The organism is Microbulbifer mixtoriginis (SeqCode) (assembly GCF_052467235.1).
Window position 1 is genome coordinate 913,320 of sequence record NZ_CP174305.1, and the last position, 23,865, is coordinate 937,184.

Here is a 23,865-nt window from a genome sequence, read left to right on the forward strand (position 1 = left end):
ATGGCTAGCTGGGGTGCTGTAACCACTGCAACTCAGCACAACCATTGGCCCAGACCTCCGCGCTGACACAGGCGAGGCTGGAGGTCCCCATCGGGTGTTGATTGCCACTACCGCAGAGACCGTTCAACAGGCTACCCACCAGTGGTTGATGGCTCACCAGGAGAAGAGGGAAATGATCGGCTTGCTGTTCCTGTAACTTGTCGAGTAGCTGCTGTGGATCGGTATCGCCAATCAGCAATGACTCGGTAACAACAGGCAACCCCAAGTGGGCGGAGACAATATCAGCTGTCTGCTGAGTGCGCACAAAGGGGCTCGCCCAAATAGCGCGCACGGAGGACAACTCCTCAGCGCGCTCTTTGCATACCTGCGCCACCTGCTTACGACCGCGCTCCGTAAGCGCACGGCCGGCATCGTTACCGTACATGGGTTCGGCCTTACCATGACGCAGGATAAACAGCTGCATTGACTTCGCCTCAATCGGTTTAGTGTGTGTCGCCGCGCTTGTCAGACTCACCCTTCTGCTCACTGAAGGGCGTTGAGGACTCCTCTGCACTCTCCTCTACCAGCTCGGGCTTACCGTCATCACTACCGAGGATAATGGCCTCCTCGGCTTCTTCTTCCTTTTTGGACTCAGTTTTTTTCTCGGCCTCGGCTTCATCATCGGAAGCCATAACTTCTGCACTAACCTCTTGCGCGCCCTCGTAACCGGAGAGATCGTCCACTTCAGATTCCGGCCACTCTGCAAAAGGAAAAGGCTTTTCCTCAGAGTTGTAAATTAAAAACTGTATCGCCTGATAAATATAGGAGGCGAGTTGGTCGCCAAAACGGCGCAAATTATCATTGGCACTGCCACCAATAATCGAGAACAGGAACTGCAGCACAACCACCGCGAGCAGCACCCAGCTGGCAATCTGCAGGCAGATCGCAAACAGCACCATATAGATCAGCCGCACCCACTGGTTCCCGGAAGTCAGGTTGCGCTTTAAATCATCATTTTTCATAAGAGGCTTCCATCAAGGCTTGGCCGAGTAGGCCACATCAAAAGTTTGCGCGCCCGACATTAAATTGCGAATTACCTCAGGAATCGGTCGCTCTTCAAATAATATGGCGTGAATTGCGGAAACCAAGGGCATGTAGACGCCCATTTCATCGGCTTTCTTTTTAATCAGACGAACCGTATTCACCCCTTCGGCGACCTGACCGATTTCCGCGACAGCACGATCCAAAGGCTTGCCCTTGCCCACCAAATAACCTACCCGGTAGTTACGGCTGAGGTCGGAGGAACAGGTCAGGATTAAATCGCCAACGCCGGCGAGGCCGATAAAAGTCATAGGATCTGCACCCATAGCCTCGGCAAAGCGCATCATCTCTGCGAGCGAACGGGTAATCAGCAGGCTGATGGTATTTTGCCCCCGGTCCAAGGCCGCCGCCATACCGGTGACAATGGCATAAATATTTTTCAGCGCCCCCGCCAGTTCCACACCAAACACATCGTTACTGGAGTAAACGCGGAAAGTCTCGGAATGCAGTGCGGATTGGATATCCTTGCACAGCGCTTCATCTTCACTGGCAACCACGGTTGCTGTGTAGTGACCTGCGACAATTTCCTTAGCGAAGTTGGGCCCGCTCAGCACCCCCACGCGCATACCCTGGGTCTCCTCGCGCAGGATATCGCTCATCAAATGAAAACTATCGTGCTCTATTCCCTTAGTGGTGGAAATCAACATGGTGCCCGGTTTTAGCAGCGGGGCCACCCGGCGGACCACTTCACGGAAAGATTTACTGGGGATAGCGACAAATACAATATTGCAGTTCCGTACCACTTCCTGCAGGTCGCTGCTGATACAAAGCTCTGGGTGCAGGGCCACTCCGGGCAAATACTTGCTGTTCTCACGGGTTTCCCGACAGGCTTCCGCGCTCTCCGAATCCCGCATCCACTGGCGGGTATCGTGACCATTACCCGCAATAATATTAGCAATGGCCGTACCGAAACTACCGCCGCCCAATACAGCGATGGAGAGAGGGTTGGAAGTTTCCTTTTGCATATTGATACCGATAAAGCTTCTCGAGGGCAGGGATTATAGAGGTATGACCCGCTCATCCCAAAGGGTTCAACTATCAGGATCTTGCGCGTAAAGTTACAAATTAACACGCCAAAAACGGAAAACGGCCCCAGCGGGACAAGCTACCGGTTGCACAACCGGGCTGTTCCGCTGAGGCCGCAGAAATAAGGCGCAAGAACTTCCGAAGAAATCACCGCGCCAGGCTCCTGAAAGCCAATAACAACTGATTAAAACTTAGTCGTGCATTTCCAGCAGCAGTGTATTCAGGCGACGCACATAGTCGGCCGGATCTGTTAGCTGGTTGCCCGCCGCCAAGTTGGCCTGATCCATCAGAATATTGGTGAGATCGGCAAAGCGATCCTCATCCTGCTCCTGATCCAGGCGCTGTACCAGCGGGTGCGATGGGTTAATTTCAAAAATCGGCTTGGCTTCAGGTACCGCCTGTCCGGCCTGTTCGAGGATACGGCGCATCTGCGGACCCATATCCTGCTCGCTCACCACCAGACACGCCGGCGAGTCCACCAGGCGAGTGGTAGCGCGCACAGATTCCACACGGCTATCCAGAACAGACTGAACGCGCTCAACCAGCGCACCGGACTCATTCTCAACTTTCTCGCGTTCGGCTTTATCCTCCTCGCTCTCGGCCTCACCCAAATCCAGCGCACCTTTGGCCACATCCTGGAACGGCTTGCCATCAAACTCGTTCATATGGCCCACGAACCACTCGTCCACCTGATCAGTGAGCAGCAGCACCTCGATACCCTTCTTACGGAATACTTCCAGGTAGGGGCTGGATTTCGCTGTCGCGAAATTGTCTGCGCACACGTAGTAGATCGCCTTTTGGCCATCTTTCATACGGCTGACGTAGTCTTCCAGGGACTGATCTTGTTTGTCGGTATCGGTATGCGTGGTGGCGAAACGCAGCAGCTTGGCCACTTTATCTTTATTGGAGAAATCCTCTGCCGGCCCCTCTTTCAGCACATTGCCAAACAGGTCCCAGAATTTCTGGTACTCGTCACCGTCCTTCTTCGCCAGCTTATCCAGCATATCCAGCACACGCTTAGTCAGTGCGCTTTTGATCGCATCGGTATTGCGGTCTTTTTGCAGGATTTCACGGGAAACGTTTAGCGGCAGATCGTTGGAGTCCAGTACACCCTTCACGAAACGCAGGTACAGCGGCAGGAACTGCTCGGCGTCGTCCATGATAAAAGTGCGTTGTACATAAAGCTTGAGACCGCGGGCGGCATCGCGCTGATACAAGTCAAAGGGGGCACGCGCCGGAATATACAGCAGGCTGGTGTAATCCTGCTTGCCCTCAACACGATTGTGGCTCCAGCTGAGTGGATCATCAAAATCGTGGGAAATATGCTTATAAAATTCTTTGTACTCCTCGGCTTTCACTTCGGAGCGTGGGCGGGTCCACAACGCCTGGGCCGCATTGACCGCTTCAAACTCGGGCGCCTTCTCTTCTTTTTCTTCCTCGCCCTCTGCCGCCGGCATTTCCTCTTTCAGCATCTCTACCGGAATAGCGATGTGATCGGAGTACTTTTTAATAATGGAGCGCAGGCGCCAACCATCGGCAAACTCTTTGGCATCTTCTTTCAGATGCAGAACGACACGGGTACCGCGCTGGGGCAACTCTGCATTTTCTACGGAATATTCCGCTTCGCCGTGACACTCCCAGTGCACACCCTGATCGGCTTCTGCACCTGCGCGACGAGTAAACACATCCACTTTATCGGCGACAATAAATGCTGAGTAAAAACCAACACCAAACTGACCGATCAGGTGCGCATCTTTTTTCTGGTCACCGGTGAGTTGCTGCATAAAGGCGGAGGTACCGGAGCGAGCGATGGTACCGAGGTTTTCGATCACTTCGTCACGGCTCATACCAATACCGTTATCGGTAATGGTCAGGGTGCCCGCATCTTTATCGAACTCGATACGAATACGCAAATCCGTATCATCGGCAAATAATTCTGGCTTGGACAGTGCCTCAAAGCGCAGTTTGTCAGCGGCATCGGAGGCATTGGATACCAGCTCGCGCAGGAAAATCTCCTTATTGGAGTAGAGCGAGTGGATCATCAGGTGCAGCAGTTGCTTGGCTTCTGTCTGGAACCCGTGGCTCTCTTTGTGGGCCTCAACGGTCATCTGTAGGTCTCCCCATACACGTCAATCGGAACAGGGAGCAAATATTGGGACCTGCTGACAGGTTTCAAGGGCAAAGCTGGAAATAGGGAATATCTGCATGATGCCGTAACGCAAACGGCGCTGACTGTAATTCGCAATTCAGATTAGACTTTACGGGAAACGGTGGGGTTTCAAGAAGACATTTTAGAGTTGGGACTTCCCCTTAAAATCCCACCAGCTGGGGCTTTAAGGGGAGTGCATTATTGACTATTACACAGTCAACTAACGCTTGCGGCTGGCCTTAGCCTTGAGCGTAGCGGCTTTGCCCTTACTGCCGGTCACGTCGATCACAAAGTTGGCGGTCATATCGGAGATCACCCGGGATTCGGCATTCAGCAAGATGGCGATACCGATTTTCAGTTTCTCCGAGTAGGCCACTGCCGCACGGAAACCTGCCACCCAGCCACCGTGATAGATAATGCGGTCATCCCCGATGGTGTAGAGACGCCAGCCGAGACCATAACCGGCATGAGATAGGTAATCCCGCCAGATACGGTGGCGCATATGGCGCTGAGTGGACACTCGCTCGGTGGTCATATCCTCGATCATTGCGGGAGAAAGTACCTTGGGGTAGTAACCCATTTGTGCTTTCAACCACTGGGCCATATCTGAAATACTGGCGTTGACACCCGCTGCTGGGGCGGCGAAATAGTACTCTTTTTCCACTTTCACCGGACGCCAGCCACTGCCTGTTTGCACATGCGGCGCGGCGCGGTTGTCCGAGGCCATAAAGCTCTCCCAACCTACCGAGGCATTCTGCATTTTCAGCGGCACAAAGATTCTCGTCTTGAGTTGTTTGGCAAAGGTGGTACCTGTCGCCTCAAGAATCACATCTTCAATCAGGCTGAACAGCACATTCTGGTAGCCATAGCATTTTCCCGGAGTACAGCGTGGGTCAATATTCGCGAATTTCGGCAATATTTTGCTGAGCGGTTTATTGTCCTCCAGATAATCATCGTAGGCATTGGGCGTTAAGCCGGAGGAGTGACTGAGTAAATGCTCTACCTGCAGCTGGCGAGACAGGGACGGCGTCTTGAAGCTGAGATCCGGCACATAATTGACTACCTTGTCATCCCAATTAAAGCGCTCCTCATGCTCCAACAGAGTGGCCATACTGGCGGCAAAGGTCTTTGAGACCGAGGCCAGGCGAAAAACGGTATCCGAATCCACCTTACCTTTCTTTCCGCGTGTGCGCACACCGTAAGTGTCCATGGCCACCACCCGGTTGCCATCAACAATGACATAGGCACCACCGGGGATCGACTTGCCAGCCATCATCTTGCGGAAGTATCGATCGAACTCCTTGGCCCTGGCGTCTATATCCATCGCCCGCACAGGTAGCGCCACAGCGCATAGGAGCAGTAGTGAAAGAATGGTACACGCCTTCCAGGCGCGTAGGTGGTAGACGATATTTGAAAGAATTGCAGGTCTCATAAGCAAATCGAGCCGCCAAAGCAATCCGGTACATGCAGATAAGACTAGCAGCCAACGGGCAAAAACTCTATTTAGGCGCCACGCAGGACTGACTGCTGAATTCTAGTCGCTTGCCATTAGTCCTGTGTGAATCCCCATGCCACCCGCATAGATCTGCGTATTGGCACTCATTAAAACGAAAAAACCGCCTTTCGGCGGTTTTTTCTGCATCGGGACTAGCTTCGAGCTAGCCCAGCGAACTTGAGCTTACAGCTTCTCAGCGTTCTCACTCAGGTAAGCCGCTACGCCTTCCGGAGAAGCGTTCATACCTTTGTCGCCTTCCTGCCAACCGGCCGGGCAAACTTCGCCATGCTCCTGGTGGAACGCCAGAGCATCAACCATACGCAGCATTTCGTCAACGTTGCGGCCCAGTGGCAGATCGTTCACAACCTGGTGACGAACCAAACCTTCCTCATCGATCAGGAAAGAGCCACGGAAAGCGACGCCAGCGTCAGCTTCTACGTCGTACGCCTGGCAGATTTCGTGCTTAACATCGGCAACCAGAGTGTATTTTACTGGACCGATACCACCGTCGTTGACCGGGGTGTTACGCCATGCGTTGTGAGAGAACTGAGAGTCGATGGAAACACCGATTACCTCAACACCACGCTTTTCGAACTCGGCAAAGCGGTGGTCGAAAGCGATCAGCTCAGAAGGACATACGAAGGTGAAGTCCAGCGGGTAGAAGAAAACTACAGCCTTCTTACCTTTGATTGTATCTTTCAGGTTAAAAGTATCGACGATCTCGCCGTTACCCTTTACCGCTGCAGCGGTGAAGTCCGGAGCCGGCTTGCCTACCAGTACTGCCATGAAAACCTCCTCAATCCAATAATGGGTTGTTGATAAAGAGAGTGAAGTGTTCAATTTATACGCAACAGCTATAAATTGAATAGGAATTGATAGTGGGCCGCTATGATACACATCCACTTATTGCAGGCCCATAGATTTTTTTAATGAGCCTGATAGCGGAAAAGCTATGCGTGAACCAGGCCTCAAAATAGGAAAAAACAACCGGTAATTCGCATAAAAAAGAAACACAGAGGTCGCTTTTTAATCTTTCTGGAATCTTATTGACACTCATTCTCAATTGCAATAGGATTCACATCAGTCTAGTATTGAACAGAAATCGAGCAGAGCCCACCACGATGTATGTATGTATCTGTAAAGGTATAACCGACCGCCAAATCAAAGAGGCTGTCTACGATGGCTCCACCTCTGTGAAGGCCCTGAGGCGCCAGCTCGGAGTTTCTTCCCAGTGCGGTCGCTGCGCCGAGCAGACCAAGGAAATTATCAGTGAAACCCTGGGTACCGGAATGATTTCCTCTGCCACCAGCGGACTGTTTTACTCCGCCAGCTAAGCTCTCTTTTTGGCCGCCGCGCACGAATAGATTGCCATGAATGGCGGCCAGTTATACTTAAAGCCCTACCCCTGCAGCTTTCCCTAGACTTCTGGCAATCACACTCGGTGCGCTAAGCTGGGTGCACATCAATGTGCTCAGCTTTGCCCATGAAGAAGCACCTCTTACACTTCTATGAACGGCTTCGCTCCAGCTTTTGGAGTGTGCCACTCGTGATGATTCTGTCGGCGTTGCTGCTCGCCTACCTGATGCGTCAGCTGGACGCCCTTTTAAGCGCGCTGCCTCTATTTGAAACAGGCCATATCGCCACTCTCGACTGGCTGCATATGACCGACGTTAACAGCGCACGCGCCTTGCTCTCGGTAATTGCCGGTTCAACTATTACAGTTGCCGGTACTGTATTCTCAATTACTGTGGTGGCCCTAACCCTTGCCTCCAACCAGTTTGGCCCTCACCTGGTAAGAAATTTTATCCGCGATCGCAGTACCCAGGGGTCCCTCGGGATCTTTCTCTCAACTTATGTCTATGCACTGGTCACAATGCGCGGTATTGAGGGTAGCACTGGGGAAATCACTACCTATGGCTTTGCTATCCAAGTCGCTTTACTGCTCACTCTAATCAGCGTCGGCTACCTCGTTTATTTCATCCACAACGTGGCGCAATCCATCCAAGTGGATAACATCGCCCACCAGATCAACCTGGAATTCCACCAGGCAATAAACCGTGAATACCCAAGCTCAACAGAGCCCAAACGCGGCGAGCACTTCGATACTGAGCGCCTGGCATTGGGGCCTGGGTGGATCCCCTTACCCACTCCTCGCGGGGGCTATATACAGATCATCGACCGGGAAAAAATAATTGCCATTGCGGAAAAATTTAATTGCTGTGTGCAGGTCCATTGTCACCCCGGCTCCTATGTGCATCACTGGGGGCACATCGGTAGAATTTATCAGGGCGACAACCCTGAAAAGATAATTCCACCACTGCAGTCCGCCCTACAAATTGGCGCATTGCCCACTGCCGAGCAGGACATTGTTTTTTCTGTGCGCCAGTTATCACAGATTGCAGTACGTGCACTATCCCCCGGTATTAATGATCCTTTCACAGCCTATTCCTGTGTTGACCGCCTCATTGAGGGTCTCGGTACTGTGCTGCAAAGACCGGAACCTGCGAATTGTTTTACTGACTCCAGCGGAGCTTTACGCCTAATCAGCTGCAAATTGGAATTTACTCAGCTGCTTGATGCTTCACTGGATGAAATCGTCGAACACGGCCGCGCCAATGGCGTTTTTATGCGCCACTTACTCAACGCATTGGAACATCTCGCCGAAGTTTGCCAAAGGGAAAAAGACAAGGCTGCACTATTTAATTATCTGCAACGTCTGGCCAACGACAATAAAAACTTTATTAGGAGTGAAACCGATTCCACTGAAATTCAGCAAATAATATCCGCTATTCAAAAAAAGCTCGCCAGCTGACACTGCAACCTAAACAAGAATCATTTTCGTTGCTATTTTCGGCCAAATTCGTGTTAAAAACCGTGTTTTTTCTGCATTCCGCAGCTAACAACTTCTTCTTGACTTGCCGCAAATCGCAACGCAAACTCGGCCCGGATTGCAGCTATCACCCTAAAATAAATTGTGGGAAATCGGTCAGCTGCAGACATAAGTGACTAACACAATTTAGTGACTTTTTATTGCTACTTATTTCAAGTAACCAACAAATAGGAATTCTCTGAGGGTGTTATCTAGCTCGCAGGGCCACAGGAGCAAAAGCTATGAAAGGCGATCCCAAGGTTATCGAACATTTAAATAAAGTACTGGGCAATGAGCTGGTAGCTATCAACCAGTATTTTCTGCATGCGCGCATGTACGACAACTGGGGTTTAAAAGAGCTGGGCAAACAGGAATACCACGAATCCATCGATGAAATGAAACACGCCGATTGGCTGATTGAGCGTATCCTGTTCCTTGAGGGTATCCCCAATCTGCAGCACCTGGGCAAATTGATGATCGGTGAGAATACCGAGGAAATGCTCAAGTGCGACTTGAAGATTGAATCCAAAGCAATTCCCGATCTGCGCGAAGCCATCGCCTACTGTGAATCGGTACGCGATTACGGCAGCCGTGAATTACTGGAAAAAATTCTCGACTCCGAAGAAGAGCATGTCGACTGGCTGGAGACTCAGCTCGAACTGATTGACAAAGTGGGCATTCAAAACTACCTGCAAACTCAAATGGAAACTGCAGCCGGCCACTCTGGCAAATAATTAGAACAACCTTAACAGGTATAAAAAAACCGCAGTTTCAACTGCGGTTTTTTTATTCTCAACCATGTACTGCCGCTTTCACCAGGCAGATACATCGAAGCAAAAACGAAAATTAACCTTCGCCTTCACTCTCCGCCGATGCCTCATCGATCAGGGTTTTCAGCTCACCATTTTCATACATTTCCATAATGATGTCGCAACCGCCGACCAACTCACCCTTCACCCAAAGCTGAGGGAAAGTCGGCCAATTGGCGTACTTGGGCAATTCAGCGCGAATATCTGGATTAGCCAGGATATCCACATAAGCAAAGCGCTTACCGCAGGCCATCATCGCCTGGGAGGCGCGCATGGAAAAGCCGCACTGGGGCGCGTTGGGGCTACCTTTCATGTAGAGCAGAATGTCGTTGTCAGCAATCTGCTGTTTGATGTTCTCCAGTGTATCCATAAGCGTGAGAAACCTCAGGTGGTGGAAGCAAATTTATTAACGTGTATCGCATCGGCACCCAGCCATTGCGCACGGTCGGCCATTGTACCTCAGCGCAGGGGGGAATAAGTACCCGCAGCAGTGCATAGCCAAAAAATGCGCACCACTCCCCAATGGCCCCATCCTTTACAAAGAGAAATCAAATAGATGGCCCACACGCCGCAAAGGCTGTGTTAGCATTAGTTCAACAATATAATTTGCAGATTAAAATACATCAAACAGAATTATCTGCGGAAACGACTTCTATTAAACAAACCCAATGATTAAATAAGGAGGCGTCTCAGTGCCCCCCCACACACTGATGCACAACTATGGCGAAAGGACCCTGACCCTGGTCCGCGGCGAGGGAAACTACGTGTGGGATGATCGCGGCCACCGCTACCTGGACGCTATTTCCGGTATCGCCGTCTGCGGTCTTGGCCACTGCCATCCAAAAGTCACCGAAGCCCTACAGGAGCAGGCCAACACCCTGCTGCATGTATCCAACCTGTACAACATTCCTCCCCAACAGCAGTTGGCCGACCGGCTCGTATTCCTATCGGGTATGGATAATGTATTTTTCTCCAACTCCGGTGCTGAGGCCAATGAGGCCGCTATCAAGCTAGCGCGTAAACTCGGTAATGAGCGCCGGCTGGTGACACCGCAAATTGTGGTTATGGAAGGCGCTTTCCATGGGCGAACCCTCGCCACGCTTACGGCAACAGGCAATGAAAAGGCACAACAGGGCTTCGCCCCCTTACCCGAGGGTTTTTTGCGGGTGCCTTTCAACGATGTGCAAGCCATTGAAAACCTTGCACAACAGCACAGCGATATCGTCGCCATACTGGTGGAACCAATACAAGGGGAAGGCGGTGTCCGCGTACCAGATACCGACTACCTAAAACAACTTCGTACACTCTGCGATCGACACGACTGGCTGTTAATGTTGGATGAGATCCAGACCGGCAACGGTCGCAGCGGCAGAATGTTTGCCTACCAGCACGCCGACATAGTGCCGGATGTATTAACCACCGCCAAAGGGCTCGGCAATGGTGTCCCTATCGGCGCCTGTCTCGCCCGCGGCAAGGCTGCCAGCCTTTTCACCGCTGGCAGCCACGGTTCGACCTTCGGCGGCAATCCTCTCGCTTGCCGTGCCGGTCTTGCCGTGCTGGAGGCTCTTCAGGGCGAGTGGTTAATCGAGCGCGCAGAAAAATTGGGCGAACAGTTACTACACTCCCTGCGCATGCGACTGGGCGATTGCCCAGGGGTAGTGGATATTCGCGGACAGGGTCTGATGATCGGTATTGAGCTCAACCACCCTTGCGCTGAGCTCGTCGAACGGGCTAGGGAGCAGGCGTTGCTGATCAACGTCACCGCCGGCAATGTGGTGCGGCTACTGCCTCCACTCACCCTTACTGACGAGGAGTGCCAGCAACTGGCTGACGATGTCAGCACTCTGATTCAACAATTTACCCCGCAGGCAGTCTGAAGCACTCAAAGGAGAACAATTTATGGCGACCAGGCATTTCCTCACCTTAATGGATCTCTCCGCAGAGGAGCTAAAACAAATTATCGAGCGCGCTATCGAATTAAAAACCCTGCGCAATCAGGGCATTACTACCGACCTCTTTCGCGGCAAAGTGCTGGGAATGATTTTTGAAAAGTCTTCCACCCGCACCCGTGTCTCTTTTGAAGCTGGCATGGCGCAGATGGGTGGCAGCGCCCTGTTTCTGTCACCGCGCGACACCCAACTAGGGCGCGGCGAACCTATCGAAGACAGCGCTCGGGTGATCTCACGCATGGTCGACATAGTAATGATCCGCACCTTCGGCCATCAAAATGTGGAGCGCTTCGCAGCCCACTCACGGGTGCCCGTAATCAATGCTTTATCTGACAGTTACCACCCCTGCCAGTTACTCGCCGATATCCAGACTTTCGTCGAACACCGCGGCAGCCCCGCGGGCAAAGTGGTGGCCTGGGTGGGCGACGGCAACAATATGTGCCACTCCTATATCAATGCGGCGCGGCTTTGCGACTTTGAACTACGTATCTCTTGCCCCCAAGGATATGCTCCAGATGCCGATATTGTCGCTGCCGCCGGCGATCGGGTAAAAGTTGTGCATAACCCTGTGGAGGCCGTGCGCGATGCCGACTGGGTCAGTACCGATGTGTGGGCTTCTATGGGCCAGGAGGCAGAACAACAAGCCCGCAGAAAAGCCTTCGACCGCTACCAAGTGAATCACGAGCTGATGAGCCACGCCAACGAAAACGCAATTTTCATGCATTGTCTGCCAGCGCACCGCGGTGAGGAAGTCAGCGCCGAATTACTGGAGGACGAGTGTATTTCCAAGGTGTGGGACGAGGCGGAAAATCGCCTACATGCACAGAAAGCACTCATGGAGTTTTTACAGGAGCACAGCCAGTAAGGTTTTATTATGCGTCGGTCGATAGCGTTATTTACAACCTGTCGACCGGCCCATCCTCCGACCTACCCCCCCCACCATCTGATACCCGTTTAAAAAACGACCACGCACTTTTTTCGTGACATCAAAATACAGGTTCAAGCGAAATAATGCGGGTGAACAAATAATAACCAGCCATGTTGCAACAAAAAAATCACGCCACAAAACTGATCATCTTAGTACCAACTTGCTCAAATTGCGCACATTCGCAAATGGTTATTGCCGTTGTTAATTTAGAACGCCCCGGCTATTAAAAAAAATTGTAAGAGCTTGTATTACCCTTCTCCCTTCACTGACAAATGCCATGCAGCCCAGCTGTGGCGGGACCTGCCGCAGAAGTGGCTACTGACTCAACACGCCTACCCACAATTTATCCACAAACAACCACAAAGTTATTCGGCTTGAACTGACCCGCCTACCGCATTATCTTGTAGCGCGCTCGAGGCATACCCCCTATATATTGGGGTAAGGGACCTTGAGCATCCCCAAATCTAGGGGCGAATCCCGGCACTCCGCCACACTTTTTGGCGGCCGGTGCCAGACGCTGCTTTTTTCAAAGCAGAATCAGAGGTAAGCGGGCGGAAAGGAATGATCCGCCACAGGCAGCAGCCGGCAAAGCTTAACTGAATGCCGGCCACCGAGCCGCCTGTTTCCAGTGCCTTCACGGTGTGGGAGGAATCACTGGCCAAGCGATGGACTCGCTCCGCATATGCCACGCAGTCCAGTGGCGCTGTTCTGGTGAACACACGCGGACAGACAACAATACAAACCTTTCGGAGATTTACATGCACACAGAGACAGGGCGCTCTCAAACCGTGCCTGCGGCAAAATCAGGCACAACCAGCGACCAGGCTACTGACGGCACCACTCTGGCCGCCACCGCACCGGGCCAGATCCGCGTCATCAAGCGCAATGGTACCGTTGTCCCCTACGACGATGGCAAAATTTCCGTTGCCGTTACCAAGGCCTTTCTCGCTGTTGAAGGCGGCACCGCCGCTGCGTCCAGCCGTGTACACGAGCAAGTCGAGGAGCTGGTTGGCCAGATCAGCGCCACCTTTAAGCGTCGCATGCCCTCTGGCGGCACTATCCATATCGAGGAAATTCAGGACCAGGTGGAACTGGCCCTGATGCGCGCCGGTGAACACAAGGTTGCCCGCGACTACGTACTCTACCGCGAAGAGCACGCACGCCTGCGTGCGGAAAAAGAAAAAAGTGCCAGTCAAACTGAACAGGCTGTCGATGCGCACCCCAGCATCCGCGTTAAACTCGACGACGACAGCCTTGTTCCCCTGGATATGGAGCGCCTGCGCACTGTTGTCAGCGAAGCCTGTGAAGGTCTGAAAGACGTCAACGCCGAGGCCATCCTCAGCGAGGCCCTGAAGAACCTTTACGACGGCGTCTCCGAAAACGATATCAATACCGCCCTGGTAATTACTGCGCGTACTCTGGTTGAAAAAGAGCCAAATTACACTTACGCCACAGCCAGCCTGCTGCTGGACAAGCTGCGCTCCGAAGCCCTGCGCTTCCTCGATATCGCCGAGCGCGCCACCCAGCATGAGATGGAAAAACTCTACGCTTCCACTCTGCCCGCTTACGTGAAGAAGGGTATCGAGCTGGACCTGCTGGACCCCGCCCTGGCCACCTTCGACCTGGAAAAACTCGGCGGAGCTTTAAAAGGCGAGCGCGATCACCAGTTTACCTACCTGGGCCTGCAGACCCTGTACGACCGCTACTTCCTGCACAGTGACGATATTCGTTTCGAGCTGCCGCAGATTTTCTTTATGCGTGTCGCTATGGGCCTCAGCATTAACGAAGAAAACAAGAACGAGCGCGCGGTAGAGTTCTACAACCTGTTGAGCTCTTTCGACTACATGAGCTCCACCCCGACCCTGTTCAACGCCGGCACCCTGCGCCCGCAGCTGTCCTCCTGCTACCTGACTACAGTACCGGACGACCTGCACGGTATTTACGGTGCTATCCGCGACAACGCCATGTTGTCCAAGTGGGCCGGCGGCCTCGGCAACGACTGGACGCCGGTGCGCTCCCTTGGTTCCTATATCAAAGGCACCAATGGCAAGTCCCAAGGTGTTGTGCCCTTCCTGAAAGTGGCCAATGACACCGCAGTAGCCGTCAACCAGGGCGGTAAGCGCAAAGGCGCTGTGTGTGCCTACCTGGAAACCTGGCACCTGGATATCGAGGAATTCCTCGAGCTGCGCAAAAACACCGGTGACGACCGCCGCCGTACCCACGATATGAACACCGCCAACTGGGTCCCCGACCTGTTTATGAAGCGCGTGTTCGAAGACAAAGAGTGGACCCTCTTCTCCCCGGCCGATTGCCCAGACCTGCACGACCTGTTCGGCACCGCCTTTGAAGAGCGCTACAACCACTACGAGCAACTGGCTGCCGAAGGCAAGCTGCGTCTGTTTAAGAAAATCCGCGCTCTCGACCTGTGGCGCAAGATGCTGGGCATGCTGTTCGAAACCGGCCACCCCTGGATCACCTTTAAAGACAGCTGCAACCTGCGCAGCCCACAACAGCACGCCGGTGTGGTACACAGCTCCAACCTGTGCACCGAGATCACGCTCAACACCAAGGCCGACGACGAAATCGCCGTATGTAACCTGGGCTCTGTCAACCTGGCTCAACACATTGGTGAAAACGGTGAACTCGACCGCACCAAACTGGCTAATACCGTAAAAACCGCGGTACGTATGCTCGATAACGTTATCGACATTAATTACTACGCGGTTGAAAGTGCACGTCAGTCCAACATGCGTCACCGCCCTGTGGGCATGGGCCTGATGGGCTTCCAGGACGCGCTGTACAAAGCCGGCATCGCCTACGCCAGCGATGAAGCCGTAGCCTTCGCCGACAACACCATGGAAGCGATTAGCTTCGAAGCCATCTCCGCTTCTAGCGACCTGGCTGCCGAGCGCGGCAAGTACCAGACCTACGAAGGCTCCCTGTGGAGCAAAGGTGTTCTGCCACTGGATTCCATCCAGATCCTGGCTGAGCAGCGCGGCCAGCAATTTATCGATCAGGACACCAGCTCCACTCTGGACTGGAACGGCCTGCGCGAAAAAGTAAAAGCTCAGGGTATGCGCAACTCCAACGTGATGGCGATCGCCCCTACCGCGACCATTGCCAATATCACCGGGGTTTCCCAGTCGATCGAACCGACTTATCAAAATCTGTATGTGAAATCGAACCTGTCCGGCGAATTCACCGTAGTAAACCCCTACCTGGTACACGACCTGAAAGATCGCGGCCTGTGGGATCAGGTCATGGTTAACGACCTGAAATACTACGAGGGTTCTGTACAGAAAATCGATCGCGTACCGGAAGACCTGAAAGCAAAATACCGCACCGCGTTTGAAGTGGAACCGCGTTGGATTGTGGATGCCGCCAGCCGTCGCCAGAAGTGGATCGACCAGGCCCAATCCCTGAACCTGTATATTGCCGGCGCTGATGGCAAGAAGCTGGACCTGACCTATCGCATGGCTTGGTTCCGCGGCCTGAAGACCACTTACTACCTGCGCGCCCTGGCTGCCACTACCACAGAGAAATCCACTGTAAACAGCGGCACCCTGAACGCGGTAAGCGCACACGGCAGCAGCAATGGTGCCGCCGCAGCAGCGCCTGTAGAACAGGCTGCACCCGCACCAGCTGCAGTGCCGCAGGCTTGCTCTCTGGACGACCCAGACTGCGAAGCCTGTCAGTAAAAATTTGGCCCCTTCTGGGGCCTGTACTCACTCTCGGGGGAGAGCGTCGTAACCGCAAGTGCGGGCATGACCATGCGCAACGACCCCGGCCCACCCGGTATGCAAATACCGGGAGGAATTTTCGGGCCGGGGATCGTCTGCGTTTTTTCCCAACTGCGTTTTCAGTAACCCGCACAAAGGTGCGGCGCATGAAAACCACGAAAAAAACTTTGCCATAAACCTCACAGCCGTGCGGCAAAAACCCAAAAATAAATTTTGGCTAAAAGCAAAGTGATAATTGATCTGGCACAGAAACTTTGTGCCCCGCTGGGTTAAAAATACCTGCAGCGATTGACCACTGCCGGAAAATTCCGGAATAGCACCCCTGGCCTCGCTCTGCGAATGTAGCGCCAGGAAGAACACAGAAATTAATATCGAATTTTCGATAACGAGACCGATTAAAAGGGCCGACTATGCTGAGCTGGGACGATTTCGAGACAAAGCCCCAACAACCCGAAAAAGCCGTTAAGGCGCAGACCGCAGCGGAGCCCCAGGCGAAATCCGTACAAGAGCCCAGCGCTTCTTACTCTGCGGAAACTCCAGCGAGCTCCACCACAAAAAATGGCTCCGCCGCTGTTGAGGCTGCACGTGCAGCCGTTGCCAGCCTGGACCCGGCGCCCGGCCTGGAAGAACTGGAAATGGGTGCAGCCCGCATCCAGGTGGATGAAAAGCGTATTATCAACTGCCGTGCGGACCTCAACCAGCTGGTGCCCTTTAAATACGACTGGGCCTGGCAAAAATACCTGGACGGCTGCGCCAACCACTGGATGCCCCAGGAAATCAATATGAACAAAGACGTGTCCATGTGGAAAGACCCCAACGGTCTGACCGAGGACGAGCGTCGCATCGTGGAATACTCCCTGGGTTATTTCTCCACCGCAGACTCCCTGGTTGCCAACAATCTGGTACTGGCTATTTACCGCCATATCACCAACCCAGAGTGCCGCCAGTACCTGCTGCGCCAGTCTTTCGAAGAAGCGATCCACACCCACGCCTACCAGTACTGTGTAGAATCCCTGGGCATGGATGAAGGCGAAGTCTTCAATATGTACCGCGAAGTGCCCGCCGTTGCCAAAAAGGCGGCCTGGAGCCTGTCCCACACCCAGGCCATTGGCGATCCCAACTTCAAAACCGGCACCGTTGAATCCGACCAGGAGCTGCTGCGCAACCTGATCGCCTTCTATGCCGTTACCGAGGGTATCTTCTTCTACTGTGGTTTCAGCCAGATCCTGTCCATGGGCCGCCGCAACAAAATGACCGGTGTTGCCGAGCAGTTCCAGTACATCCTGCGCGACGAGTCTATGCACCTGAACTTCGGCATCGACGTGATCAACCAGATCAAACTGGAAAACCCACACCTGTGGACGGCGGAATTCCAGCAGGAAGTGACCCAGATGATTCTCGAAGGTATGGAACTCGAAGTGGCCTACGCCCGCGACACCATGCCCCGCGGCGTACTCGGCATGAATGCAAATATGATGGAGGAATACCTCCAGTTTATCGCCAACCGCCGCCTCAGCCAGCTGGGCCTGAAAGAGCAATTCCCTGGTGCACAGAACCCATTCCCGTGGATGTCTGAGATTATGGACCTGCGCAAAGAGAAAAACTTCTTTGAAACCCGCGTTATCGAATATCAAACCGGCGGCGCACTGCAGTGGTAAGAGAGGCTTCCGGCCAGTGAATTACTACAAAAGGAAAAAGTAGTCGCTCACAGGAAGAGAAGTATTGAAAACGGGCTTTCAGCCCGTTTTTTTTATTCTCTTATTGAGAGCTACTCAGCAGCCAGCTACCAAGCCGGAGGCATGAGGAAAAATCCTCCGTATTCATACAGTAACAGCAAGCCTCAAAATATCTTTCGGTAAAGCCCTGCTGTACTTACTTGTAATTTCTAAAAATCTAAATTTCTGATTTTTCTTTCACAAATCCAATCGGATTTGACACACTGAGCTTTAGAAGAAGTGTCAATTGCATATGGATATGCCCCTCAATTGAATACACTTCAACCAACTCTACTTTCCTTTAAATACACAACTTCAGAATATCACTCCAATTTCTCGACGTAACACACAAAATAGCATCTTCTTTCGATATTTAGGCACAAATACTACATAGTATCCACAATAATACTTGACGCAATCCTGGCACTATCGTCTCGAATATATTCTCCTTAAAAGAGCTTGCCTGTTCATGAGAGTCCACATTCTCTACCCTAGACGCCTGAACGGCACCCTCACCGCCAGAGGCGATGGTTTATCTATGCATTAATTAATTTAAGAACTTGCTTAACCCTATTTTCCGCGCAAGTAGGAAAAGGGACTGAGTTTCAGCTTATGTTTTTGGTAGCATACTATCTACGAGGGCTCATCACCCTCTCACTTGGCCACACACCCCAAAAACTTAGCTTCCTTTATTCGACCATGTAAATTTACAAATCATTTAAAACCAAGATCGTTGTGAATTAGATTTATTGATAAATTAATTTTTCGCTGCTGCCAGATCTAGATTTAAGACCACATGAGAAAAACCTAAATCAACCTTTCGACTGATTTATCCACTATAGTAGAGAATATATTTAATTTTAAAACCTTCAACATCGGACACCAGATTCAGGCACCCCATACTATTCACAGGCCTACCCAGCACATATTACTGGATCAAAAGAAAAGAAGACTCTGCACTCGAAAAACGCTGTGAACATCCCTATAAGCCCGTAATCGACACCCATACCTCATATGCTCCCAAGCAAAGATTATTCTTCCCCTCTCCTTTTTTAGTGCACAAAGGTACTAACTTGCAATATCACGTAATCACAAGCCTTTACCTAAATGATAAATTACACAAAATATTTTTTACTGTGAGGCACAAGTGATAAAATTAAACCTTCATGAGATTCACCTCGGCGCATATTCCGAAGCAATTGATCACTTAAAGGAACGCTTTAGAATCAACCGAACTGATGGAGATCCGGCTCGCATCTTTATACCGATCAATCTATCAGAAGGCCTCGGAGTAACTTTTTACATTAGAAATAGTGATGTTTGGTTAACCGGCTACTCTATCGGCTCAATGGAAACACCAGCAAAAAACTACTTCCATTTACCTAGTATGAGTGGTGTCGTCACAGCTTCCCAAAAAATGGAATTACCTTTTGATGGCAGCTATCCGTCAATGGGTTTTTCAACCAACTCCAATGAAGAAACTAGCATTTATTATGCATATAACACTGTTGAACATATTTACAAGAACTCAAACATTGACGGAAAGAACGACGACCATATGACTATTGCTAGCTCATTTGGGAAAATGGCAATTTTTCTTTCTGAGTCAATACGATTTAAGAGCAAGATATTTAAGGATCTTAAAGGAGGTAGCGTTACAATTGGAAACCTACTTGAAGATGCGAAAAACTGGCAAAATTACAGCAACCCAAAACATGCTTTTGCGGATAGAGTTGACATAAAACACCTTGATTTTATTTAGGGAAATTTAGGTGAAGGTATCTTTCCTTCTACAACTTCATTCAGATTCTGCTCATGGTCCACCACCTCGGCCAGCTGGGCCCGAAATAGCAATTCCAGAGTTCACAGAATCCAGCCCCTTGATTAACGGACCAGCACAAAAAGAAAAACTGCTTTGAAACCCGTGTTAGCGAATATCAAACCGGTGGTGCATTGCGGTGGTAAGAGATATGAGTCACAGCATTAAGTGACTCATATCACACCATCGGTGACCTCAAGAGTCTTCCTTGTTTGCTTAGTTAAGCACAAAAAAATATATAAAGAAATTATATAATTACTAATAGCGCGGCTTACTCTAACAGAACCTCCCCAATAGACGATAGAAATGGAATTGCGCAAAAAAGTCACCTACAGGAAGTGATGCATTAAAATGAACGTTAGACCCTATTTTTTGCATCAGGCCGAAAAGTTGTCAAAACACTCTTAAACCTCGAAGCTTAAGTGGCTTTTGTAATATAAAATATTACACGGAATATCAGAATATTTTCCAAACAACTCCAATTCTGTTGAGCAAAATAACCAACCAATCAAGAACACATCCAAGCTTGCATAAAGTTTTTTTCACGAGGCCGAATATCTTGACAAGTTTATCAACGCCACAATGAAAGGTTTCTAGCTAAAATGGAAAAGATCTTACCCTAGATTATTTTCTCGCCCATAACACACTTTACAGCTAAAATATAACCATGGTAGAAAGCCTCGATCACTTAATCTAACAACGTACACTCACCATCTAAAAAAATTTTCAACCTTAATGATACAGCAACGGAAAAACACTCTGTAAAATTCTTCTTCAAATAATTTTGCTAGGCTGACACTTACTGAAAATACCTCTAGCGAGACGACAATCTTTAATATTCATCATCTTCTGCAAGAAATGACCTTGGTAAACATTCCTAAACATAATCAATGCCTATCAAAGGGATAAGGAATTTTGCAATTTCAAGGGAGCTATCCAGCATCGCTCCCCCCCTAAACGTCCTTTATCCATAGGCCAGTCTGACAAAACAGCTATCGAAGATCTGCATTTATTTACTAAATATATAATTTATCTCGTGATTTAACAGCCTTAGAGAAAAGAACAATGTCGCTGAGTACGAAATCAGCTAAATTCGCTTTCGTTTTAGTGGTCAAACCTCAGGGAGCGCTCTTCGTGAAGCTACTTGAACTGGGGGAGTAGCAATGACTTGTACGACTCTATCCTGTTGGAATCCAGCGTACTCGTAGAGGAGGGCTAGCTTTCGACAAAATCTCATAGTTTCTTGCAAATAAAATGGCGATGAAAAGGTGCGCTCAAGCCTGCCATGTCATCGCATGAAAAATGTCGCGTAAAGCAAGCATAAATCTAAATTTCTATGCTATAGGTTCTCACTCTGTAAGTGAGCCCAATTCACTTGATGTCCCCCCTGATAACAAAATGACACGAATAAAATTCACACACAAACGCTCTCCCCAGGGGCCCTAGGCTACTGGCCGAGGCGCAGCATCACTTGGAGACTTCCCATGAAGAACGATGAAGTGACACCCGAACGCACGGAAGAGGTTGAGCCAACTACCTTGCCTGGCGACACGACTGCACTCACGCCGGTACCCATGACTGTTGTCGAGGTCACTAATTGGCGATACCAGCGCTTAAGCTGCTTCTGGGGAGGGCCGAAGGGGCTCGATTACGGTCTATTGCGTGGGCATCAGGATATTCAAGTCGCGAATGCCTACCCGGATCAAAATTCCACTTATTTCGTCGGTCAGTTCAAATTGCCAAAAGGCGCTTACCTGAAGCTGCGGGGACATTACGGTCACCTGCGTTATTTCTCACTCACCATCGCAAACAATTTGCCGGGCGGAGTAAAGGGGAACGGTAGTTACCTGCGTGACGACCAAATCGTGCCCGATGAGGGCTCAATCAACCCTTTTATGTCGCCCAATAGACGCGATGTACCGACAGAACGCCGACGCTACACCGTATATATCCGCTCGGGGCAGGCTCCTCGCAAGCCGCGCCCCAATACACTTTATACCGGTACCAACTCTGAGCGAGCCGGCATCCACCTCGCGTTTCGTAACTATATGCCCGACAACGGCTATGATGGCACAGGCAACGTGCGCATGCCGCCACTTAAGGAGGGTGGATTGCCAGTTGAGCTGGGGCTACCAACAGTCACGCTGCACCTTCCGGAGACCCCGATCCAGGGCGAAGAGGGTTTATATAACAGCGACGATGTGGTGCTAACAGGCGAGAGAATGTGCCGTGCATTATTGGCTTCTAAGGAGGGGCAGAAGCAGGAATTCCCGACTAAAGAGTGGCTTCAATTAATCGAGGATTCCTGGGACCGGGTCAATGCACCTGCCATGCCCGCCCCCATGTTCCAGCGATTCTGGAATATGGATTACAGTGTCAAAGGCGCCTTCACCCCCGATCCGATCAAGCGGGTTATCCGTTGCCCTGCAAGCAATGACGGTGCATGGCTGAACAACCCCGACACTGTATACATGGTTGGACTGTTCTCGCTAGCTTTTGGCGAGGTCGTGGTGATCGAAGGTAAGATGCCGACTTTTCCTAAAACCAAGCATGGTCAGGTGAGCTGGCCCGAAGAGCAAACCCAGGTACGCTACTGGTCTCTTACCACTGGGGGCACGGCGCCGTCAGGTCTGGGCTGGTCAACAATCTTCGATGAAGAGATACCACTGGTTGAGGATCGTAAGTTCACTATCGTCATGAGCCGGGCGATTGATCGACCCAAAAATGCAGACCGCGAGCACGGCGTCAAATGGATAGAGTTCGGAGCCGGCGAGGGGCACTATATCGGCGCTCGCAGCTGGGTCAACTGCGTCTACATACGCTACCAGGCGTCACTGAGCAACTACGACTGGCCGAACTCCCCCCTCAATATTCCGGTACCTACTGAGGAAAATCCCGCGCCTATGGACAGCCTGGTCATGGGGCCCTACTACCCTACTGCGAAGTATATGTCGAAGAAAGAGTTTGAGCGGCTTAAAGGAACTGCAGTTCCTCGATAGTAATTCAACTTTGCCGAACTCCCACAAGCGAAACTGGTCCGCCATATCTTTAAAGAAACCAGGAGTAGCTGCAGAACATGGCCAAACGATCGCCGGTAGGCGCGATCTTTTCGGTAACCGCTTTCGCGGTTACCCGGCCATCATAAGAACTTTGCCGAGGAAATACTCGGCACTGGTCTCGATGTTCTGCTGGCTGCCCCGAATTTCAGAGTTACGGGCTAAAGCCCTTTTCGATACCTTTCTTGATCACAGCTTTATGACAAGAGCAGTAACAGTGGAAACTGAAGCTTTATCAACTCAGGACTTAAATTGCACAATGATAAACTGCCCCAAGTTTGCATAAACAAGCTCCAATATTGACAAAGCTTCTCTAATAGCAACTAGAGACTCTAGGCCAAAAACAGGCTAAGCCACCAGATAAAGTATCTATCTAATATAAACGTCGTTTGATAGAGTAAATATGAGCGTTATCTGCTATAAAAACCAACCCGTAACCAATTGATTTTATTGAAGTTTTATAATGTATAATATGGTAGAGTTCGCAAAAGGTTTCGGGCTAATGAATTACCACAAAAAGAAAAGTTGTCGCTCATAGAGAGAGGTACTGGAAACAAGCCTTCAAGCCGATTTTTATTGAGAGTACTTCGATTTACTCTCCAAACCAGTCATAGACTTATATTCCACAGAATCCCTCCCGCTCCTCTCTACTACCGGGCAACACATCAAACCATCTGGACAGTATCTTGTATTCGCGCATAATGCCTCGCATTGACTGTGTTACTGTTACACACTTATTCGAGCAGGCCTGTAAATGTCAGCCTCCTACCAATCAGCCATTGCGAATTTATATATGAGTACTCCCAATCTAAATGAAGTAATTAACCAGAGTTGTGAAGACCGATACGAATATTTCTTGAGTGCAATCGGTGAAGAGCGGGAAATTTGGATATTAGTCGATAACCAAAACTGCTTCCTCAAAATACATACCGATGAGGACGGAGGTTTTGAATATTTACCCGTATGGCCTACGTCAGAATTTGCTAGCGCTTATGCTAAAGATGAAACCGAACTCACGCCTAAAAGTATTCCCCTCCCACAGTTTCTGAAGAAATGGCTCCCCGGCTTGAGAAAAGATAATATTGAAGTTGGTGTATTCCCCGCACCAGATAAAAGCGTATGGATTACTGGCACTGAGGAGCTGGAACACGACCTACGTGAAGAGTTGAATAATTTCTAATGTCACTGGCCTCAAACTGGGTTCTATGGCAAACCTCTGACACTCTAAAA

The 23,865-nt window shown here is 50.8% G+C and carries 18 protein-coding genes; 10 read left to right on the forward strand and 8 right to left on the reverse strand.

Annotation, left to right across the window (positions count from 1 at the left end; genetic code table 11):
* Positions 1-4 precede the first annotated feature (4 nt).
* The 6 genes from sixA to ACJJIO_RS04120 all read right to left on the reverse strand — a co-directional run bounded on the left by sixA (position 5) and on the right by ACJJIO_RS04120 (position 6,536).
* Complete coding sequence (gene sixA / locus ACJJIO_RS04095) at positions 5-463, reverse strand: phosphohistidine phosphatase SixA (RefSeq protein ID WP_444910230.1); 459 nt, start codon at positions 461-463, stop codon at positions 5-7.
* 19 nt (positions 464-482) lie between these two features.
* Entirely contained in the window at positions 483-1,001 is a 519-nt protein-coding gene (locus ACJJIO_RS04100) for a DUF4389 domain-containing protein (protein ID WP_444910231.1), read from the reverse strand.
* 12 nt (positions 1,002-1,013) lie between these two features.
* Positions 1,014-2,045: an NAD(P)H-dependent glycerol-3-phosphate dehydrogenase gene (locus ACJJIO_RS04105; RefSeq protein WP_252082853.1), complete on the reverse strand. Its 1,032-nt coding sequence runs from the start codon at positions 2,043-2,045 to the stop codon at positions 1,014-1,016.
* Between the two features lie 252 nt (positions 2,046-2,297).
* Positions 2,298-4,214, reverse strand: coding sequence for a molecular chaperone HtpG (htpG, locus tag ACJJIO_RS04110; protein WP_444910232.1), 1,917 nt, complete (start codon positions 4,212-4,214; stop codon positions 2,298-2,300).
* A 261-nt stretch (positions 4,215-4,475) separates the two neighbouring features.
* Positions 4,476-5,687: a serine hydrolase domain-containing protein gene (locus tag ACJJIO_RS04115; protein ID WP_252082855.1), complete on the reverse strand. Its 1,212-nt coding sequence runs from the start codon at positions 5,685-5,687 to the stop codon at positions 4,476-4,478.
* 246 nt (positions 5,688-5,933) lie between these two features.
* Positions 5,934-6,536: a peroxiredoxin gene (locus ACJJIO_RS04120; RefSeq protein WP_444910233.1), complete on the reverse strand. Its 603-nt coding sequence runs from the start codon at positions 6,534-6,536 to the stop codon at positions 5,934-5,936.
* A gap of 305 nt (positions 6,537-6,841) precedes the next feature.
* On the opposite strand from ACJJIO_RS04120, the gene ACJJIO_RS04125 reads away from it, so the two are divergent.
* The 3 genes from ACJJIO_RS04125 to bfr all read left to right on the forward strand — a co-directional run bounded on the left by ACJJIO_RS04125 (position 6,842) and on the right by bfr (position 9,353).
* On the forward strand, positions 6,842-7,084 hold the full coding sequence (locus ACJJIO_RS04125; protein ID WP_435583619.1) for a bacterioferritin-associated ferredoxin: 243 nt from the start codon (positions 6,842-6,844) through the stop codon (positions 7,082-7,084).
* Between the two features lie 149 nt (positions 7,085-7,233).
* Entirely contained in the window at positions 7,234-8,562 is a 1,329-nt protein-coding gene (locus ACJJIO_RS04130) for a DUF2254 domain-containing protein (protein ID WP_444910234.1), read from the forward strand.
* Positions 8,563-8,861: 299 nt separating this feature from the next.
* The gene (gene bfr / locus ACJJIO_RS04135) at positions 8,862-9,353 is read left to right on the forward strand and encodes a bacterioferritin (RefSeq protein WP_252082861.1); all 492 of its coding nucleotides are present in this window, start codon (positions 8,862-8,864) and stop codon (positions 9,351-9,353) included.
* Between the two features lie 112 nt (positions 9,354-9,465).
* Here the strand turns inward: bfr and grxD are convergent, their stop codons facing one another.
* On the reverse strand, positions 9,466-9,798 hold the full coding sequence (gene grxD, locus ACJJIO_RS04140; RefSeq protein WP_444884108.1) for a Grx4 family monothiol glutaredoxin: 333 nt from the start codon (positions 9,796-9,798) through the stop codon (positions 9,466-9,468).
* A 322-nt stretch (positions 9,799-10,120) separates the two neighbouring features.
* Here grxD and ACJJIO_RS04145 point away from each other — a divergent pair, with 322 nt between their 5' ends.
* Together ACJJIO_RS04145 and argF are read left to right on the forward strand one after the other, a co-directional pair.
* Positions 10,121-11,305 (forward strand): acetylornithine transaminase, encoded by a 1,185-nt coding sequence (locus ACJJIO_RS04145; protein WP_444910235.1) that lies wholly within the window; start codon positions 10,121-10,123, stop codon positions 11,303-11,305.
* 22 nt (positions 11,306-11,327) lie between these two features.
* Positions 11,328-12,242: an ornithine carbamoyltransferase gene (argF, locus tag ACJJIO_RS04150; protein WP_444910236.1), complete on the forward strand. Its 915-nt coding sequence runs from the start codon at positions 11,328-11,330 to the stop codon at positions 12,240-12,242.
* 527 nt (positions 12,243-12,769) lie between these two features.
* Here the strand turns inward: argF and ACJJIO_RS04155 are convergent.
* Positions 12,770-13,024 (reverse strand): hypothetical protein, encoded by a 255-nt coding sequence (locus ACJJIO_RS04155; protein ID WP_444910237.1) that lies wholly within the window; start codon positions 13,022-13,024, stop codon positions 12,770-12,772.
* Between the two features lie 39 nt (positions 13,025-13,063).
* Between ACJJIO_RS04155 and ACJJIO_RS04160 the strand changes: the two genes are divergently transcribed.
* The 5 genes from ACJJIO_RS04160 (at position 13,064) to ACJJIO_RS04180 (ending at position 23,815) form a co-directional block, all read left to right on the forward strand.
* Positions 13,064-16,003, forward strand: a complete 2,940-nt coding sequence (locus tag ACJJIO_RS04160) for a ribonucleoside-diphosphate reductase subunit alpha (protein WP_444910238.1) — start codon at positions 13,064-13,066, stop codon at positions 16,001-16,003.
* 452 nt (positions 16,004-16,455) lie between these two features.
* The gene (locus tag ACJJIO_RS04165) at positions 16,456-17,703 is read left to right on the forward strand and encodes a ribonucleotide-diphosphate reductase subunit beta (protein ID WP_252082869.1); all 1,248 of its coding nucleotides are present in this window, start codon (positions 16,456-16,458) and stop codon (positions 17,701-17,703) included.
* A gap of 1,204 nt (positions 17,704-18,907) precedes the next feature.
* Positions 18,908-19,522, forward strand: coding sequence for a ribosome-inactivating family protein (locus tag ACJJIO_RS04170; RefSeq protein ID WP_444910239.1), 615 nt, complete (start codon positions 18,908-18,910; stop codon positions 19,520-19,522).
* Positions 19,523-21,063: 1,541 nt separating this feature from the next.
* Complete coding sequence (locus tag ACJJIO_RS04175; RefSeq protein WP_444910240.1) at positions 21,064-22,578, forward strand: hypothetical protein; 1,515 nt, start codon at positions 21,064-21,066, stop codon at positions 22,576-22,578.
* Positions 22,579-23,389: 811 nt separating this feature from the next.
* Positions 23,390-23,815, forward strand: coding sequence for a DUF2750 domain-containing protein (locus ACJJIO_RS04180; RefSeq protein WP_444910241.1), 426 nt, complete (start codon positions 23,390-23,392; stop codon positions 23,813-23,815).
* Positions 23,816-23,865: the final 50 nt, after the last annotated feature.

What these genes read in the sequence shown, in the direction of transcription:
- sixA (WP_444910230.1), bottom strand. Translation starts at nt 463, where the DNA reads ATGCAGCTGTTTATCCTGCGTCATGGTAAGGCCGAACCCATGTACGGT.
- ACJJIO_RS04100 (WP_444910231.1), bottom strand. Translation starts at nt 1,001, where the DNA reads ATGAAAAATGATGATTTAAAGCGCAACCTGACTTCCGGGAACCAGTGG.
- ACJJIO_RS04105 (WP_252082853.1), bottom strand. Translation starts at nt 2,045, where the DNA reads ATGCAAAAGGAAACTTCCAACCCTCTCTCCATCGCTGTATTGGGCGGC.
- htpG (WP_444910232.1), bottom strand. Translation starts at nt 4,214, where the DNA reads ATGACCGTTGAGGCCCACAAAGAGAGCCACGGGTTCCAGACAGAAGCC.
- ACJJIO_RS04115 (WP_252082855.1), bottom strand. Translation starts at nt 5,687, where the DNA reads ATGAGACCTGCAATTCTTTCAAATATCGTCTACCACCTACGCGCCTGG.
- ACJJIO_RS04120 (WP_444910233.1), bottom strand. Translation starts at nt 6,536, where the DNA reads ATGGCAGTACTGGTAGGCAAGCCGGCTCCGGACTTCACCGCTGCAGCG.
- ACJJIO_RS04130 (WP_444910234.1), top strand. Translation starts at nt 7,234, where the DNA reads ATGAAGAAGCACCTCTTACACTTCTATGAACGGCTTCGCTCCAGCTTT.
- bfr (WP_252082861.1), top strand. Translation starts at nt 8,862, where the DNA reads ATGAAAGGCGATCCCAAGGTTATCGAACATTTAAATAAAGTACTGGGC.
- grxD (WP_444884108.1), bottom strand. Translation starts at nt 9,798, where the DNA reads ATGGATACACTGGAGAACATCAAACAGCAGATTGCTGACAACGACATT.
- argF (WP_444910236.1), top strand. Translation starts at nt 11,328, where the DNA reads ATGGCGACCAGGCATTTCCTCACCTTAATGGATCTCTCCGCAGAGGAG.
- ACJJIO_RS04160 (WP_444910238.1), top strand. Translation starts at nt 13,064, where the DNA reads ATGCACACAGAGACAGGGCGCTCTCAAACCGTGCCTGCGGCAAAATCA.
- ACJJIO_RS04165 (WP_252082869.1), top strand. Translation starts at nt 16,456, where the DNA reads ATGCTGAGCTGGGACGATTTCGAGACAAAGCCCCAACAACCCGAAAAA.
- ACJJIO_RS04175 (WP_444910240.1), top strand. Translation starts at nt 21,064, where the DNA reads ATGAAGAACGATGAAGTGACACCCGAACGCACGGAAGAGGTTGAGCCA.
- ACJJIO_RS04180 (WP_444910241.1), top strand. Translation starts at nt 23,390, where the DNA reads ATGTCAGCCTCCTACCAATCAGCCATTGCGAATTTATATATGAGTACT.